This window comes from Hyphomicrobium sp., assembly GCF_041674905.1.
GTDB lineage: Bacteria > Pseudomonadota > Alphaproteobacteria > Rhizobiales > Hyphomicrobiaceae > Hyphomicrobium_B.
The window spans coordinates 26,235-41,573 of record NZ_JBAYUV010000004.1 but is presented as its reverse complement, the minus strand read 5'-3'; the positions used below and the strand labels follow the sequence as shown (position 1 = coordinate 41,573).

The window sequence follows — 15,339 nt, the reverse complement described above, 5'->3', positions numbered from 1 at the left end:
GTTCGCGCTTTGCGATCTTCGCGGTGCGCTTTGCTGCGTTCTTGGCCTTGCGCTGCCGGGCCTGGATCTGGCGGCGGCGGGAATCTGTCATCTGCATGGGTAATCTCCGTTGTTCGCCCCGCCTCTAGCATAAAAGGCCCCCGGATAAAGACGAAAAAACCGATCTTCGCCGGCCGCGCCGGTTTGTCGTCCCGAAATGGTTGGCCTCCGCTGTGGCAAAGGCTCCCGATGCCGCTTTGCTAAGGCGCGGCGCAGTTGCTAGAACGCCCGCTGATTTTAAACGAAAGATCACTTGATGTCGAAAGACCAAAAGGCCGCCGCCAAGCCGGGCGCAGCCAGATCCAGCGCCGGGAGTGCGCCAGAGGCTCATGCCGCCGATGCCACGGGCCGCGACTGGAGCAAAACGCTGTTTCTGCCCCAGACGGAGTTTCCGATGCGCGCCGGATTGCCGGAGCTTGAGCCGAAGCTGCTGAAGCGCTGGGCCGACATCGGCCTTTACGAAAAACTGCGCGCCGAGTCGAAAGGCCGCGTGAAGTTCACGCTGCATGACGGCCCGCCTTATGCGAACGGCAACATCCACATCGGGCACGCGCTGAACAAGATCCTGAAGGATCTCGTCGTCAAATCGCAGCAGATGCTCGGCCACGATTCCAACTACGTGCCCGGCTGGGACTGCCACGGCCTGCCGATCGAATGGAAGATCGAGGAGCAGTATCGCGCCAAGGGTAAGGAGAAGCCGAACTTCCTCGATCCGGTCGCAATCAACGCCTTCCGTGACGAATGCCGCAAGTTCGCCGCGCACTGGCTCGACGTGCAGCGCGAGGAATTCAAGCGCCTCGGCGTCGTCGGTGACTGGGCGCACCCCTATTCGACGATGGCCTACAACGCCGAGGCGATCATCGCGCGCGAGCTGATGAAGTTTGCCGAAAGTGGATTGCTCTATCGCGGCTCGAAGCCGGTGATGTGGAGCGTTGTCGAAAAAACGGCGCTCGCCGAAGCCGAGGTCGAATACCAGGACCACCAGTCCGATATGATCTGGGTGAAGTTTCCGGTGAAGCACGCATCGTCTCTCGGTTGGGTTAGTGCTGACGTCGATCCTTCGGGAAACATACTCCCCCCGCGTATTGAGGAAGGCGAGAAGCTAGGCGCCGCTGGTGTGCTCTTGAACCGGGCCTCGGTCGTCATCTGGACCACCACGCCGTGGACCATTCCCGGCAACCGTGCGATCAGCTTCTCCTCTCGAATCTCATACGGTCTGTACGAAGTTACTCATGCACCAGAAGGCAATTGGGCGAAGATCGGCGATATATATATTCTTGCCGACAAGCTTGCTGCAGATGTGATGAAATCGGCGAAAGTCGAAACATATTCGCGCCGGTCGACCGTTGAATCTAGTGATTTGTCGGCGATGATTTGTGCCCACCCGCTCGCATCTCTCGGCTACAACTTCGACGTTCCCCTTCTCGATGGCGATCACGTCACCGACGATACTGGCACGGGCTTCGTCCACACCTCGCCCAGCCACGGCGCAGACGACTACATCATCTGGACGAAGAACCAGAAAGCGCTGCGTAATCGCGGGATCGATACAACCGTTCCGTTCACCGTCGATGCCGACGGCGTGCTGACCAAGGCAGCGCCGGGCTTCGAAGGCAAACGCGTGCTGAAGGAAAACGGCGACAAGGGCGACGCCAACGACGCCGTCATTAAGGCGCTGGCCGACGCGGGCAACATCATCGCGCGTGGCCGCCTGAAGCATCAGTACCCGCATTCGTGGCGCTCAAAGAAGCCGGTCATCTTCCGCAACACGCCGCAGTGGTTCATCTCGATGGATCGCGCGCTCGGCGGCCGGCTCTCGGCAGGAGAGTCGCCGAGCGCCAATAAAAAAGGGCATAACCTACCGACCCTCCGCCACCTCGCGCTCGACGAAATCAAGCGCGTCGAGTGGGTGCCCGCGGCGGGCGAGAACCGCATCACCGGCATGATCGAGAACCGGCCCGATTGGGTCGTCTCGCGCCAACGCGCCTGGGGCGTGCCGATCACCGTGTTCCGCAACGTCGAAACCGATCAGGTCATCCCGGGACCCGAGTTCGATAAGTCGGACGAACTTGCGGCGCGCATCGAGAAAGCGTTCGCCGAAAAAGGCGCCGACGTCTGGTTCGAGGAAGGCGCGAAAGACCGCTTCCTGAAAGGCCTCGTCCCCGAGAAGGATTTGCCGAAGTGGGAGCAGGTCAAGGACGTGCTCGATGTCTGGTTCGATTCAGGTTCGACGCACGCCTTCACGCTCGAAGACCCCGTGGCGTTCCCTGGATTTAAAGGCCTGCGTCGCAAGCGTGACGGCGGCCAGGACCGCGTCATGTATCTCGAAGGCTCGGACCAGCATCGCGGCTGGTTCCATTCTTCGCTGCTCGAAAGCTGCGGTACGCGCGGAGATGCTCCCTACGACGTCGTGCTGACGCACGGCTTCGTCCTCGATGAGAAGGGGCAGAAGATGTCGAAATCCTTGGGCAACGTCGTCGCGCCGCAGGACGTGATCGCGAAATCCGGCGCCGACATTCTGCGTCTCTGGGTGGCGGCGTCCGATTATTCCGACGATCTGCGCATCGGTCCGGAAATCCTAAAGACGTTTTCGGAAACCTACCGCAAGCTCAGGAATACGCTGCGCTGGATGCTTGGCGCGCTGGCGCATTTCAAGCCGAATGATGCCGTGTCGTTCAAGGATATGAAGCCGTTTGAACTCGAACGCCTGATGCTGCACCGGCTTGCGGAGCTCGATCACGACATCCGCAAGGCCTACGAGACGTATGATTATCGCAAGATCGTCGGTCTGCTCACGCAGTTCATGAATACGGAGCTTTCCGCGTTCTATTTCGATATTCGCAAGGACACGCTTTATTGCGAGCCGCCTTCGAGCCTGAAGCGCAAGGCGGCGTTGACGGTCATCGACAAACTTTGCGACACGCTGCTCAAATGGCTGGCGCCGATCCTGTCGTTCACGGCCGAGGAAGCGTGGCTGCAATATCGCCCCAACGACGGTGAGAGCATTCATCTGCTGCCGTTCCCGAAAATCCCGCGCGAATGGCGCGACGATAATCTCGCCGCCAAGTGGGATCGCGTGAAGGAAGTCCGCAGCGTCGTGACGGGTGCGCTCGAAATCGAACGCGCCCATAAGAAAATCGGCTCGTCGCTCGAAGCGGCGCCAGAGGTCTACGTCACCGACGCCGATCTGATGTCGGGTCTCGAAGGCGTCGACATGGCGGAAGTCTGCATCACGTCGGACATTTCGATCTCTGATAAAGCCGTTCCCGCAGGAGCGTTCACGCTGCCGAACGAGGACGGCGTCGGCGTCATCGTCAAGCGCGCGGACGGCAAGAAGTGCGCGCGCTCCTGGCGCATCACAAAAGATATCGGTTCAGACTCGGCCTATCCCGATCTCTCCGCCCGCGATGCCGCCGCCGTTCGCGAAATCGATGCGGAGGCCGTCGCGTGATGGCGGCTGCCTCTTACTTTTGCCGTTTTGCGTTCCCGGTAGTCTTGTCATCCCCATTTTTGGGGAGAGGATACAGTTCAGACCAGCACGGAGCAGCATCATGAACGTCGAGCCTGTTCCGCAGGTGCAGCGCCCCAATGGCTTTCTCTGGGGTCGAACGGCGCCGCTGGCGTTCGCCATCATCGTCGCGACCGTCGCCATCGATCAGGTTCACAAATGGTGGATGCTGTCGGTCTACGACATCGCCAATAAAGGCCGTGTGCAGATTTTTCCGTTCTTCGACATCACTTACGTCAAGAACATCGGCATCAGCTATTCGCTGTTCAATCAGGAAAGTCCGATCGGCCAATATTTCCTGACCGCCTTCGCGCTGTTAGCAAGCGCCTGTCTCTGGCTTTGGCTCAACCGCTCGGGCGCCAGCCGGCTGATGGCGACGGGCCTTGGCCTGATCATCGGAGGCGCGATTGGAAACGCCATCGACCGCCTGCGCCTTGGCGGCGTCGCGGACTTCTTCTCGCTGCATGCCTATGGGTATTACTGGTACGTCTTCAACATCGCAGATATGGCGATCGTTGCTGGCGTTCTGGTCCTGTTGTATGAGTCCTTCTGGGGCGAGTCGCATTAGCGCCGCAAATGTCGGGATACTGCCGCAGGTCGGGGCCTAGCGGCGCCGGGGTACGGGGATTTTATGCCTTTGAAATCATATGCAAAAGCATTGCTGCTTGCGCCGTTTGGCGCGGCCCTGCTTGCGGTTTCGGGCTGCGGATTCGACGGTGTTCAGCTCAACGGCAAGATTTTCGATGCCGTCGGCCTGAACGACACCTCTGCGCCGAAAGAGCCCAAATTGGCCGCCCGTCAGCCACTTGTGGTACCGCCGGGCCTCGAAGCCCTGCCGCCGCCCGGAAGCGGCAAGCCCAATCAGCCAGAGTTGGCGGTTCAGGACGTCGACGCCAAGAGAGGCGTGTCGAAAGCCGAACTGCAACGGCAGCAGGAGGCCTACTGCAAGGTCAACTACGAAGACGCGAAAGCCAGAGGCGACGCAACGGCTGATTCGGCATCGGGACCTCTTGGATCGTGCCACCCGTCGATCTTGACCGGCGTCAAGAACTGGATGGCCTCCGGCAAAGGCGAGAGCGACGACGAAGATACGCAGACGCAATAATCGCTGCGTCGTCATCAAAAATTATTTGCCGATTTAAAACCCTGATCGATCCCCGTCTTGCACACGTCAGATGAACGCCTTGTCATTTGACTTTTATACTGCCGAACGCGCTCATTGCCCCGGCTTCGCGGACAGTCCTTTCCGTCATCGGATGGCACGTCGCGAAATGTTGTCCCCGTGCGTGGGGACGTCGCTATCATCCGAAAAAGGTAGGCAACCCGCACGCCGTTGCGTACCGTCGAAGGACCCACGATATGCGTCTTGTGACGTTCCCCCGGTTCCGCTTCTTAACCATTTTGGCGCTCTCCATGCTCGCATTGACACCCGAAGCCTACGCCGCCGACACGGCTACCCGCGCGACCGAATTCAAGCTCGCCAACGGCATGGATGTCGTCGTCATTCCCGATCATCGCTCTCCCGTCGTGACGCACATGGTCTGGTATCGCGTCGGCGCCGCGGATGAAGTGCGCGGCAAGTCGGGCATCGCGCATTTTCTCGAACACCTGATGTTCAAGTCGACGGATAAAATTCCGGTCGGCGAGTTTTCGAAAATCGTCAGCCGTCTCGGTGGTCAGGACAACGCTTTCACCGGCCACGACACGACGGCCTACTTCCAGCACGTCGCCAAGGATCGCCTCGGCAAGATGATGGAGATGGAAGCCGACCGCATGGTCAACCTCCGTCTCGACGAAAAGGAAGTCCTGACCGAGCGCGACGTCATCCTCGAAGAGCGTCGCTCGCGCATCGACAACAATCCCTCCGCGCTCCTCGACGAGCAGATGAATGCCGCGCTGTATCTGAACGATCCCTACGGCACGCCGGTCATCGGCTGGTATCACGAGATGCAGCAGCTTTCGCGTCAGGACGCACTGACGTTCTACAAGCATTACTACGCGCCGAATAACGCCATCCTCATTGTCTCCGGCGACGTCACGCCCGATGAGGTCAAAACGCTCGCCGAAGCATCCTACGGCAAGATCCCGAATAACCCCGACGTCACGACCGTTCGTCATCGCCCGAGCGATCCGCCGCCGCTCGCACCGCGCCGTCTCGAACTGAAAGACCCGCGTGCGGGCAATTATTCGCTGCAGCGTTATTATCTGACGCCGAGCTATGTCACGGCGAAGCCGGGCGAAGCCGAAGCCCTAGATCTGCTGATGAAGATCACCGGCTCCGGCACGACCAGCCGCATCTATAAAAAACTCGTCGTCGAATCGAAGCTCGCGACGAGCGCCGGCGGTGACTATTCCGGTTCCAACCTCGATAGCGGCAGCATTTCGCTGTACGCAGTGGCCGCCGACGGCGTCCCGTTGCCGAAAGTCGAAGCCGCGATCGATGACGTGCTCGCCGACGTCGCCAAGAACGGCGTCACCGACGCCGAGCTGGCGCGTGCAAAGCGCGGCTATCTCGCCGATTACATTTACGAGAGCGACAACCAGGCGACGCTTGCGCGCCGCTACGGATGGAACCTCGCGATCGGACGCACGGTCGCCGACGTCGAGAGCTGGCCCGCCGCCATTTCCAAGGTGACGGCGGAAGATGTCAAAAAGGTCGCCGGCGAATACCTCAATCTCAAGGCGTCCGTGACGGGCTACTTGATCCCCGACCAAAGCGGCGTCGCGCAGGCGCAAGACGTGCCTCCTCCCTCCGCAAATAGCGAACTGAGGTGATTTGATGCAGATCCTGTCCCGTGGGATTGCTACGGCGGGTCGCGCCGTGGCACGTCACAACATCGCGTTGGCTTTGGCGATGGTGACGTCCGTCGCGCTTCTCTCCTTCACTCGTCCGGCAGCAGCAATGAACATTCAGCAGATCACATCGCCGGGCGGCATTCAGGCCTGGCTCGTAGAAGAACACGGCGTTCCGCTCATCTCGCTCAGATACGCCTTTGATGGCGGCAGCAGCCAGGACCCCGAGGGCAAGCCTGGAGTTGCCAATTTCCTCACTGCGATGATGGACGAAGGCGCGGGCGACCTGACGTCGGAAGAGTATCAGGAGCGTGTGGAAGATATCTCCATGCGCATGAGCTACGACGATACCAAGGATTCGCTTTACGGCTCGTTCGAGACGCTGACGGTCAACCGCGACAAGGCCGTCGAGCTTCTGAAGCTTTCGGTCCAGAAGCCGCGCTTCGACGACGATGCCGTCCAACGCATTCGCCAGCAGCTGGTCGCGAATATCATCTACTCCGATAAGGACCCGACCAAGGTCGCGATGCGCGAATGGTACGCGCAGGCTTTCGCAGGCCATCCTTATGCGCGCCCGTCGAGCGGGACCGCGGAAACCGTTTCCAAAATAAACCGCGACGATCTCATCGCCTATCACAAGCGCATTTTCGCGCGCGATAATCTGAAGGTCGTGGCCGTCGGCGACATCTCGCCTGCCGAGCTTGGAAAGCTGATCGACGACGTGTTCGGCAGCCTTCCCGCCAAAGCCGAGTTGCTCCCCGTCGCCAAGACCGAACCGCAGAGCGGCGGCAGCCAGCGCATCGTCGAGATGGGCGTGCCGCAGTCGGTCGCCATTTTCGGCCTCGGCGCAATGCCGCGCAAGGATCCCGACTTCATGGCGGCTTTCATCATCAATCACATCCTCGGCGGCGGCGGTTTTTCCGCCAAGCTGATGGAGGAGGTGCGCGAGAAGCGTGGGCTCGCCTACTCGGTTTACACTTACGTTCAGCCTGACCGAAATACCTCGATCCTCGTCGGCAGCGTCGCCACCAAGAACGCATCGATGGCGGAAAGTCTCGACATCATCCGCAAGGAGATGAAGAAGATGGCCGAGAACGGCCCGACGGAAGCCGATCTCGATGCCGCGAAATCGTATCTCACCGGCTCCTATGCGCTGCGCTTCGATACGAACTCCAAGATCGCTTCTCAGCTCCTCGGGTTGATGCAGGAAGGTTTCGGACCGGACTACGTCGAGAACCGCAACAAGATGATCGACGCGGTGACGATGGCGGATGCCAAGCGCGTCGCCGCGCGTCTTTTGAAATCCGATGATCTGATCGTCACGGTCGTTGGCAAGCCCGATGGCATGAAGTCGGAAATCCCGGCTGCTCAAGGTCGCGTCGCAGCCCCGACACGCGGCTGAATTAAGGCCCCGCCGAATAAATCCGGTGGGGCCTTCCGCCTCTTGGCCGTGCCTGTGAAATGGGCTACGCGGGAATCGGTTTTCAGCCGGGAGCGTTTGAAGCGCCATGCAGGACGTGCAGCACCACGGAAGCAATTTCCAGCACAACATCAGCGGATGCCTTGAAGCGGCGATCGGAGAGCATGGCCTCGCGCCGTCCGCTTACGCCGCCTGGCTGTCGCGCATCGAGCCGCACGTCGCGGCGCTGAAGGACGATTATCGCGAGAACCGCTTGGCGCTGCTCCGCATCGTAGAGGATACGGCCGACATCGATGCCGCCGAAGCGGCGCTCGCGCGCTTGAGTGTCGGCGCGAAAACTCTCGTATTTTTCGGCACGGGCGGATCGAGCCTTGGCGGGCAGACGCTGGCGCAGATCGCAGGCTGGAAAATTCCGGGCGTCGCGACCGAGGGCCAGAAATCGCGGCCGCGCACGCGCTTCTACGACAACCTCGACGGCGAAACGCTCGCAGGCGTTCTGAATACGCTCGACCTCGCCGAAACGCGCTTCATCGTGACATCGAAATCGGGTGGAACGGCCGAAACGCTGGCGCAGACGATCGCGACGCTCTCCGCCGTGAAAGCAGCCGGTCTCGAAGCGCAAATTCCGAAACTTTTTCTCGGCATCACCGAGCCCGAGAAGCCCGGCAAGGCGAACGGCCTGCGCACGCTGTTCGCAGAATTCAACATTCCGATGCTTGAGCATCATACCGGCATCGGCGGCCGCTTCTCATGCCTGACCAACGTCGGCATGATGCCCGCGATAGCACGCGGCCTTGACATACGAGCGATCCGCGCCGGAGCAAAATCCGTCGTCGACACCTTACAGGCATCGAAGAGTGCGGAAGATTTTACGCCAGCCGTCGGCGCCGCAATGGCGGTCGCGCTGTCGAAGGAAAAAGGCATCAAGACGCTTGTCATGATGCCGTATGCCGATCGGCTCGGCCGTCTCGCCGCCTGGTTCGTGCAACTCTGGGCGGAAAGTCTCGGCAAGGGCGGCGAGGGGACATCGCCCATCGGTGCGCTCGGACCGCTCGATCAGCACAGCCAGTTGCAACTGTTCATGGATGGGCCGCGCGAGCACTACCTGACGATCATCCGTGTCGCGAGCCAGGGCGTCGGCCCGAAAATTGATCCCGGCCTCGCGAAGCTCGCTTGCGCAGACATGCTCGGCGGCCACACCATCGGCGATATTGTCGCCGCGCAGGCGCACGCCGTGCCCGAAGCCCTTGCCCGCGCCGGCCGCCCCGTGCGCACAATCGACCTTGCAAAACTCGATGAAAAAACGCTCGGTGCGCTGTTGATGCACTTTATGATCGAAACGATTCTCGCAGGCCGCCTGCTTGGGCTCGATCCGTTCGATCAGCCCGCCGTCGAGCTTGCCAAAGTCCTGACCAAGGAGCGCCTCGCCAAAGGCGCGTGACGCGCTTTTGAAACGAGGAGACGGTCGCCGTGGCGATCCGGCAGCTTAGCCCCGAGACGGTCAACCGCATCGCGGCGGGCGAGGTGATCGAGCGCCCGGCGAGCGTCGTCAAGGAGCTCGTCGAGAATGCCATCGATTCCGGTGCGAAGCACATCGAGATCGTCGTTGCGGACGGCGGGCTGTCGCTGATCCGCGTGACCGACGACGGCTCCGGCATGAGCGTGGACGATCTCACGCTCGCTGTCGAACGTCACGCCACCTCGAAGCTCGATGAGGAAGACCTTTTCGATATTCGTTCGCTTGGCTTTCGCGGCGAAGCGTTGCCGTCGATCGGTTCGATTGCCGAACTTGAAATCCGCTCGCGTCCGCGCGACGCCGATCAGGGATTTGCAATTCGCGTTATCCGCGGCGCGAAGGAGGCCATCAAGCCCGCAGCCGCCAATCCGGGAACGGTCGTCGAAGTCCGCGATCTTTTCTCCGCAACACCCGCGCGGCTAAAATTCCTGAAATCGGAACGCGCAGAGACGATGGCCGTCACCGATGTCGTTCGCCGTCTTGCGATGGCGCATCCCGAGATCGGCTTCGCACTGCAGACCGGCGAGAAGCGGCCCGTCGTCTACCCGCGCGGCGAGCGCTCGTCCTCGGCATGGCTCGAACGCATCGGCGCCATCATGGGCCATGAGTTCATGGCCGATGCGCTCGAAATCTCGGGCGGCGGCAGTGGTGCGCTCGGACCGATGCGCGTCTTCGGCTTCATCGGTTTGCCGACGCTGCACCGGCCCGACAGCATGCAGCAATTTCTGTTCGTCAACGGCCGCTCGGTGAAGGACAAGCTGCTGATCGGTGCGATCCGCGCCGCCTATGGCGATTTAATTCCGCGCGGACGCTCGCCGCTGCTGGCGATTTTTCTCGACGTCGCCCCGCCCGATGTCGACGTGAATGTGCATCCCGCAAAAGCCGAGGTTCGATTTCGCGACGCGGGCCGTATCCGGGGCTTGATGATCGGAGCGATGCGACAGGCGCTGGAAGCCGCAGGCCATCGGGCGTCGGCGCAAGGCGGTGTGCTGACGGTCGAGAGCTTCTCCGCCGGCGTGCTTCCGAGCGCGCCGCCCGCGCTGCCGTCGCAGGCCGTCGCGTTCGCTGAATCCGCACCGGCTGCATTCTCGGCCATCGATATGCCAAGCGCCGACATGCGCGTGCCGGAAGCCGAAAAGTCGGAACAATCGATCGACAAGCCGCTCGGCGCCGTCCGCGCCCAGGTACACGAGAACTACATCGTGGCGCAGACGCGCGATGGCCTCGTCATTGTCGATCAGCACGCCGCGCACGAACGTCTGGTCTACGAGAAATTCAAAGCCGCGCTGACGAACGGCGGAGTGGCGACGCAGGGACTGCTCATCCCGGCGATCGTCACGCTCGATCCCGATGACGCCGAGCTGTTGCAAAGCCGCGCCGCCGAGCTTGCCGAGCTTGGGCTGGTGCTCGAAGGGTTTGGAGACGGCGCGATCGCCGTTCGTGAGACGCCCGCGCTGCTCGGCGATACCGATGTCGATGGGCTCGTGAAAGACCTCGCCGCTGAGCTTCGCGCCGACGGAACAGCGCGCGCTTTGAAAGATCGGCTAGAGGCGGTCGCATCGCGCATGGCGTGTCATGGCAGCGTGCGATCGGGACGGCGCCTGACGGTCGAGGAAATGAACGCGCTGCTCCGCCAGATGGAAGCGACGCCCTATTCAGGGCAATGCAATCACGGCCGCCCGACTTACGTCGCGCTCAAACTCTCAGACATCGAACGATTGTTCGGAAGACGCTAGATGCGCTTGCGGCATAAATAGATGCTGTAACGCGGTGTGGGCGCAATCCCCGAGCGGTCTCGCAATATGCGCCCGCTCAGGGATGCCGTGGATCGATCAGTGATCGTCGCCGTCGTTCGCGCTTTCGGCGTTGAGCTGGCCGTAGTTCTCGATGCCGATCCGCGACAGCAGATCGAGCTGCGTTTCGAGGAAGTCGATGTGGCCTTCCTCATCCTTCAGCAGGCTTTCGAACAGGTCCATCGTCACGTAATCGCCGAGGTCGCGACAGATCTCGCGCGATTTTTTGTAATGATCGCGCGCGATGTTCTCACCCTTGAGATCGCACTCCAGAACCTCTTTCAGGTTCTCGCCGATCATCAGCGGCGCGACGTGCTGCAGGTTGGGGTGACCGTCGAGGAAGACGATGCGATCGATGAGCCGGTCGGCGTGCTCCATTTCTTCGATCGATTCCTTGCGCTCTTTCTTTGCGAGCTTCTTAAATCCCCAGTTGTCCAGAAGTCGGTAATGCAACCAATACTGATTGATCGCGCCCAGTTCGAGCTTCAATGCCTCGTTGAGACGCGTGATGACTTCTTTGTTACCCTTCATGTGCCGCTCCAAGCCGAAATGTGCCGCCGCTCTGGCTAAACCAGAACCATTCTAAACTAGACTACTATCGGATTGGAACAAAAAAATTCATGACCGCAACGTGTGTCGCAGCCCATGCATTTTTTTCCGGCTTTGTCAGATTTAGGCGGCAGCGGTCGCCGTGGAGGGCCTGCGGCTGGCGTAGGCGTCATCGAGGCGGCGCTGGCGGCGTTCGCGGCGCTCTTCGATCAGAATAAGCTTGGCGCGGGCTTCGGCAAGCGCGAACGGGCAGACACGCGTACTCTGGGCGAGCCGGTCCATCGCGGCATAGATCGTCCCGACAGCCACGGGCGCACAGCGGCAGCAATTCATTTTCTTGTTGAGATGGCGGAAAACGACGCCCGGCGTCGGCAGCAGTCCGGGATCCGAACTCATGATTTCCGAGACGGCAAGCTCGATATCCCTGTCGGAGATAACGGCGCACGAGCAAATGATCACGTTCGGCTCCAATCAATCGGGGTTCAAGGCCCCGGCATCGGATACCCGCGAGGGTAACTTCGGACGTTAGTTGCGCGAAAAAGTATACTTTAGTCAAGTCACCTTTCGCCTCCTTTGACATAGTACGAAAAGCGGCCAAATCAAAGCCATCCGAAAAGATCTCCACGCTGTTGCGCACGGCGGGGATGCAACGAAGTGGCCGTTGCCCTAACTTTGCCCGTGGACGATGAGAAGCGAGCGCAAATGACGGAAACGGCATTGAATTTATTGCAGGATTCATCGCTCGACGGCCGTGGTTATGATTCGCGGAGCTATGCTGCGCAGGCGCTTCCGAACGGCCGGTACCGGCAACGCCCCAAGCCGCTGGAAAGGCCCGCGTCGCTGTGACCTTCCCCGCCACCGGCCGTGACGTCGAAACCGGCCGCATTGGCCCCGTTGTCACAATCGGCATCCTGTTTTTCATCTTTGGATTCGTGACCTGGCTGAACGGGCCGCTGATCACGTTCGTCAAGCTCGCGTTCGACCTCGATGACGTGAATGCCTTCCTCGTGCCGATGGCGTTCTATCTTTCGTATTTCTTCCTGGCGCTGCCATCGTCCGCCGTGTTGCGCCGGACGGGCATGAAGAAGGGCATGGCGCTCGGGCTTTTCGTCATGGCGGCGGGCGCGCTCGTCTTCGGTCATTTCACCACCGCGCGGCAATACCCCGGAACGCTCACCGGCCTGTTCGTGATCGGCGCCGGACTGTCGCTGCTGCAGACGGCGTCCAATCCCTACGTCTACATTCTAGGCCCAAGCGAAAGCGCCGCCCGGCGCATCGCCGTCATGGGAATTTGCAACAAGTTTGCAGGCGTTCTCGCGCCGCTCGTTTTTGGAGCGCTTGTTCTGCATGGCCTCGATCATTTCGATGCGCGGGTGAAAGCCGCGCCGACGCCGGCCGCCCGTGAAGCGCTGCTCGATGCCTTCGCCGCGCAAGTGCACGGGCCTTACATGATCATGGCGGCGCTGCTCGCGGCGCTGGCGGTCTGGATTGCGCGCTCCGGTTTGCCGGACGTCCGCGCGGCAAGTCGGACGGATGACGACACAGAGGCTCGGAGCATCTTCCGCTTTCCGCATCTCTGGCTCGGCGTGCTGTGCCTGTTCCTCTACGTCGGCCTCGAGGTGATGGCAGGCGACGCCATTGGCATCTACGGCGCAGGCTTCGACCTTCCGCTTGACGCGACGCGGCTGTTCACGTCCTACACGCTGTTCGCGATGCTCGTCGGCTACGTCGCCGGTCTGCTGCTGATCCCGCGGTTCGCGTCACAGCAGGCTTACCTCGCGATCTCGGCGGCGCTCGGCGTCGTGCTTGCGATCGGAGCCTACGTCACGAGCGGTTATGTATCGGTCGCCTTCATCGCCAGCCTCGGCTTCGCCAACGCCATGATGTGGCCGGCGATCTTCCCGCTGGCGATCAGGGATCTCGGCCGCCAGACCGAGACGGGTTCAGCGCTGCTGATCATGGGCGTCGTCGGCGGCGCGCTGATGCCTTACGCCTTCGCGCTCCTGAAACAGCACATCGATTTCCAGCTCGCTTATCTGGTCCTCGCCATCCCGAGCTATCTGTACATTCTGTATTACGGCCTGAGCGGTCACCGGAGCGTACCCGGATCCGCCACGAAATAATTTTACCCGGGTATATTGTAAGTCTGGTTTTACCCGGATAATAAGCGCTCAAACAAACGCTGGAGCGCAACATTGACGACCGATGCAAAATTCACAGCCTTCGACGGCGACCGCAATTTGGCCGCCGGCTCGCGGGCGGAACTCGTGGCCGCGATCAACGCACGCCTGTCTCGCCAGCCTGATGCGGCAATCCTGATCTTTGATGATGCAACCGGTGTCCAGGTCGATTTCGATCTGCGAGACACCGGACATCCAGCTCCGCGATCCACGGCCGACGAGCCACGCGGACCTGGGCGTCCGAAGCTCGGCGTCACCGCGCGCGAAGTAACGTTGTTGCCGCGTCATTGGGATTGGCTTGCGAAGCAGCCGGGCGGCGCGTCGGTGACGTTGCGCAGGCTCGTCGAGGAAGCTCGCCGTGCCAACCCGGGCAGCGCGGATGCGCGCGACGCGCAGGAACGCGCTTACCGTTTCATGTCGGCGATGGCGGGGAACCTGCCCGGTTTCGAAGAGGCGACGCGCGCGCTATTCGCAAAAGACCGCGAGATGTTCGAAACGCTGATTCGCGACTGGCCGCGCAGCATCCGAGACTATGCCGATACGCTCGCGAACGGAGCATTCGAAGCTACCGGCTGATAGACGCGGCTCTCGACCGGCTGCGGCTGCACCGTTCGTTTCAGGTACGACGTCACGGCCCGTGTCGCGGGCGACGCAAACAGAATGTTACGATGGCCAAGCCCGTTGAAGGAATGGAGTTCCATACCGGGTACACCCGCAACGATTTCCTCCGCGCACCGGAACGGTACATCCGCGTCGTCCGGCGCGTGAACGACGAGACCGCGAATACCGCTCGCGGGAAGAAGCTTGGCCGCCGCAAAACAATCGAGCGTCCGTCCGCCGAGCCGTTCAAGCCGATGCTCGAAGGCGCGGCGGCCGACGACATCAAGTCCCCAATGCCGCGAGAAATGCTCTGTGACATCGGAGAGATAATTGGGGCTCGCGATCAGCGCGATATGCTTCGTTCGCAACTTTCCCGGCATCGGCGCGTGGCCCTCGGCGGCGACGAGTGAGATCAAGCCGCCGAACGAATGCGTGACGAGCGCATGAACCGGCCCAAGCTGCTCGGCAACCGAAACCGTCGCCCGTGCGCAATCGATGAGGTTTGTCGAGCGGCCGCTGCTCAAGCCATGCGCAGGGAGATCGAACAGCGCGACGCGGAAACCGCTGCGCCGTATGGCTTCGGCTATCGCGGTCATGAATGAGGATTCGCCCGTCCACCCATGCACGATGAGGACGATGCCGGGCGCGATCTGCTGGTCGGGCTCGAAGACATACGTCTGCACGTCGCCGACGGGCGTATCGAGACGCTCCCAATGCGCATTGCGCAAATGATAGCGCGCACGCTCCGTAAGCTGACGATGGTTCGCCGCGCGCCGCTCCGAAATCGACGGCGTGCAGAAAACGCGAAACGCAGCGTCTCCCGCGACAGCGGACGGAAGTCCGTTGAAGCGCCTTTCACTCCAGATTTTGCTCGGTAGCCAGACCATGACCTATCATCCGACCACGTCCCAAGTTCCGCAAGCGAGACACAAATGGATCGG

The 15,339-nt window shown here is 61.2% G+C and carries 12 protein-coding genes; 9 read left to right on the top strand and 3 right to left on the bottom strand.

Translation table 11 applies throughout. The annotated features are described in order from the left end of the window. Positions 1-295: 295 nt before the first annotated feature. The 7 genes from ileS to mutL all read left to right on the top strand — a co-directional run bounded on the left by ileS (position 296) and on the right by mutL (position 11,012). Positions 296-3,490, top strand: coding sequence for an isoleucine--tRNA ligase (ileS, locus tag WC026_RS02645; RefSeq protein ID WP_372709255.1), 3,195 nt, complete (start codon positions 296-298; stop codon positions 3,488-3,490). A 100-nt stretch (positions 3,491-3,590) separates the two neighbouring features. Beyond that, positions 3,591-4,115 (top strand): signal peptidase II, encoded by a 525-nt coding sequence (gene lspA, locus WC026_RS02640; RefSeq protein ID WP_372709254.1) that lies wholly within the window; start codon positions 3,591-3,593, stop codon positions 4,113-4,115. Positions 4,116-4,178: 63 nt separating this feature from the next. After that, positions 4,179-4,652 carry a hypothetical protein gene (locus WC026_RS02635; RefSeq protein WP_372709253.1) on the top strand — a complete coding sequence of 158 codons (474 nt, stop codon included), beginning with the start codon at positions 4,179-4,181 and terminating at the stop codon, positions 4,650-4,652. 254 nt (positions 4,653-4,906) lie between these two features. Further along, entirely contained in the window at positions 4,907-6,322 is a 1,416-nt protein-coding gene (locus WC026_RS02630) for a M16 family metallopeptidase (protein ID WP_372709252.1), read from the top strand. 4 nt (positions 6,323-6,326) lie between these two features. After that, positions 6,327-7,742, top strand: a complete 1,416-nt coding sequence (locus WC026_RS02625) for a M16 family metallopeptidase (RefSeq protein WP_372709251.1) — start codon at positions 6,327-6,329, stop codon at positions 7,740-7,742. A gap of 106 nt (positions 7,743-7,848) precedes the next feature. Then, the gene (locus WC026_RS02620) at positions 7,849-9,201 is read left to right on the top strand and encodes a glucose-6-phosphate isomerase (RefSeq protein ID WP_372709250.1); all 1,353 of its coding nucleotides are present in this window, start codon (positions 7,849-7,851) and stop codon (positions 9,199-9,201) included. Positions 9,202-9,230: 29 nt separating this feature from the next. Next, positions 9,231-11,012, top strand: coding sequence for a DNA mismatch repair endonuclease MutL (gene mutL / locus WC026_RS02615; RefSeq protein WP_372709249.1), 1,782 nt, complete (start codon positions 9,231-9,233; stop codon positions 11,010-11,012). A 96-nt stretch (positions 11,013-11,108) separates the two neighbouring features. Here mutL and bfr read toward each other — a convergent pair whose 3' ends face one another. Further along, positions 11,109-11,600, bottom strand: a complete 492-nt coding sequence (bfr, locus tag WC026_RS02610; protein ID WP_372709248.1) for a bacterioferritin — start codon at positions 11,598-11,600, stop codon at positions 11,109-11,111. 141 nt (positions 11,601-11,741) lie between these two features. After that, positions 11,742-12,077, bottom strand: coding sequence for a bacterioferritin-associated ferredoxin (locus WC026_RS02605; RefSeq protein ID WP_372709247.1), 336 nt, complete (start codon positions 12,075-12,077; stop codon positions 11,742-11,744). Positions 12,078-12,460: 383 nt separating this feature from the next. Here WC026_RS02605 and WC026_RS02600 point away from each other — a divergent pair, with 383 nt between their 5' ends. Both WC026_RS02600 and WC026_RS02595 read left to right on the top strand, forming a co-directional pair. Beyond that, positions 12,461-13,741 carry a sugar MFS transporter gene (locus WC026_RS02600; RefSeq protein ID WP_372709246.1) on the top strand — a complete coding sequence of 427 codons (1,281 nt, stop codon included), beginning with the start codon at positions 12,461-12,463 and terminating at the stop codon, positions 13,739-13,741. A 72-nt stretch (positions 13,742-13,813) separates the two neighbouring features. Beyond that, entirely contained in the window at positions 13,814-14,374 is a 561-nt protein-coding gene (locus WC026_RS02595; RefSeq protein WP_372709245.1) for a DUF2239 family protein, read from the top strand. Here WC026_RS02595 and WC026_RS02590 read toward each other — a convergent pair. After that, positions 14,329-15,285, bottom strand: a complete 957-nt coding sequence (locus WC026_RS02590; RefSeq protein WP_372709244.1) for an alpha/beta fold hydrolase — start codon at positions 15,283-15,285, stop codon at positions 14,329-14,331. The two genes, WC026_RS02595 and WC026_RS02590, sit on opposite strands and share 46 nt — an antisense overlap. Positions 15,286-15,339 lie beyond the last annotated feature (54 nt).

Bases quoted from the DNA above. Each gene is read 5' to 3' on its own strand.
- WC026_RS02625 (WP_372709251.1), top strand. From the start codon at position 6,327: ATGCAGATCCTGTCCCGTGGGATTGCTACGGCGGGTCGCGCCGTGGCA.
- ileS (WP_372709255.1), top strand. From the start codon at position 296: ATGTCGAAAGACCAAAAGGCCGCCGCCAAGCCGGGCGCAGCCAGATCC.
- WC026_RS02590 (WP_372709244.1), bottom strand. From the start codon at position 15,285: ATGGTCTGGCTACCGAGCAAAATCTGGAGTGAAAGGCGCTTCAACGGA.
- WC026_RS02635 (WP_372709253.1), top strand. From the start codon at position 4,179: ATGCCTTTGAAATCATATGCAAAAGCATTGCTGCTTGCGCCGTTTGGC.
- WC026_RS02620 (WP_372709250.1), top strand. From the start codon at position 7,849: ATGCAGGACGTGCAGCACCACGGAAGCAATTTCCAGCACAACATCAGC.
- bfr (WP_372709248.1), bottom strand. From the start codon at position 11,600: ATGAAGGGTAACAAAGAAGTCATCACGCGTCTCAACGAGGCATTGAAG.
- WC026_RS02630 (WP_372709252.1), top strand. From the start codon at position 4,907: ATGCGTCTTGTGACGTTCCCCCGGTTCCGCTTCTTAACCATTTTGGCG.
- lspA (WP_372709254.1), top strand. From the start codon at position 3,591: ATGAACGTCGAGCCTGTTCCGCAGGTGCAGCGCCCCAATGGCTTTCTC.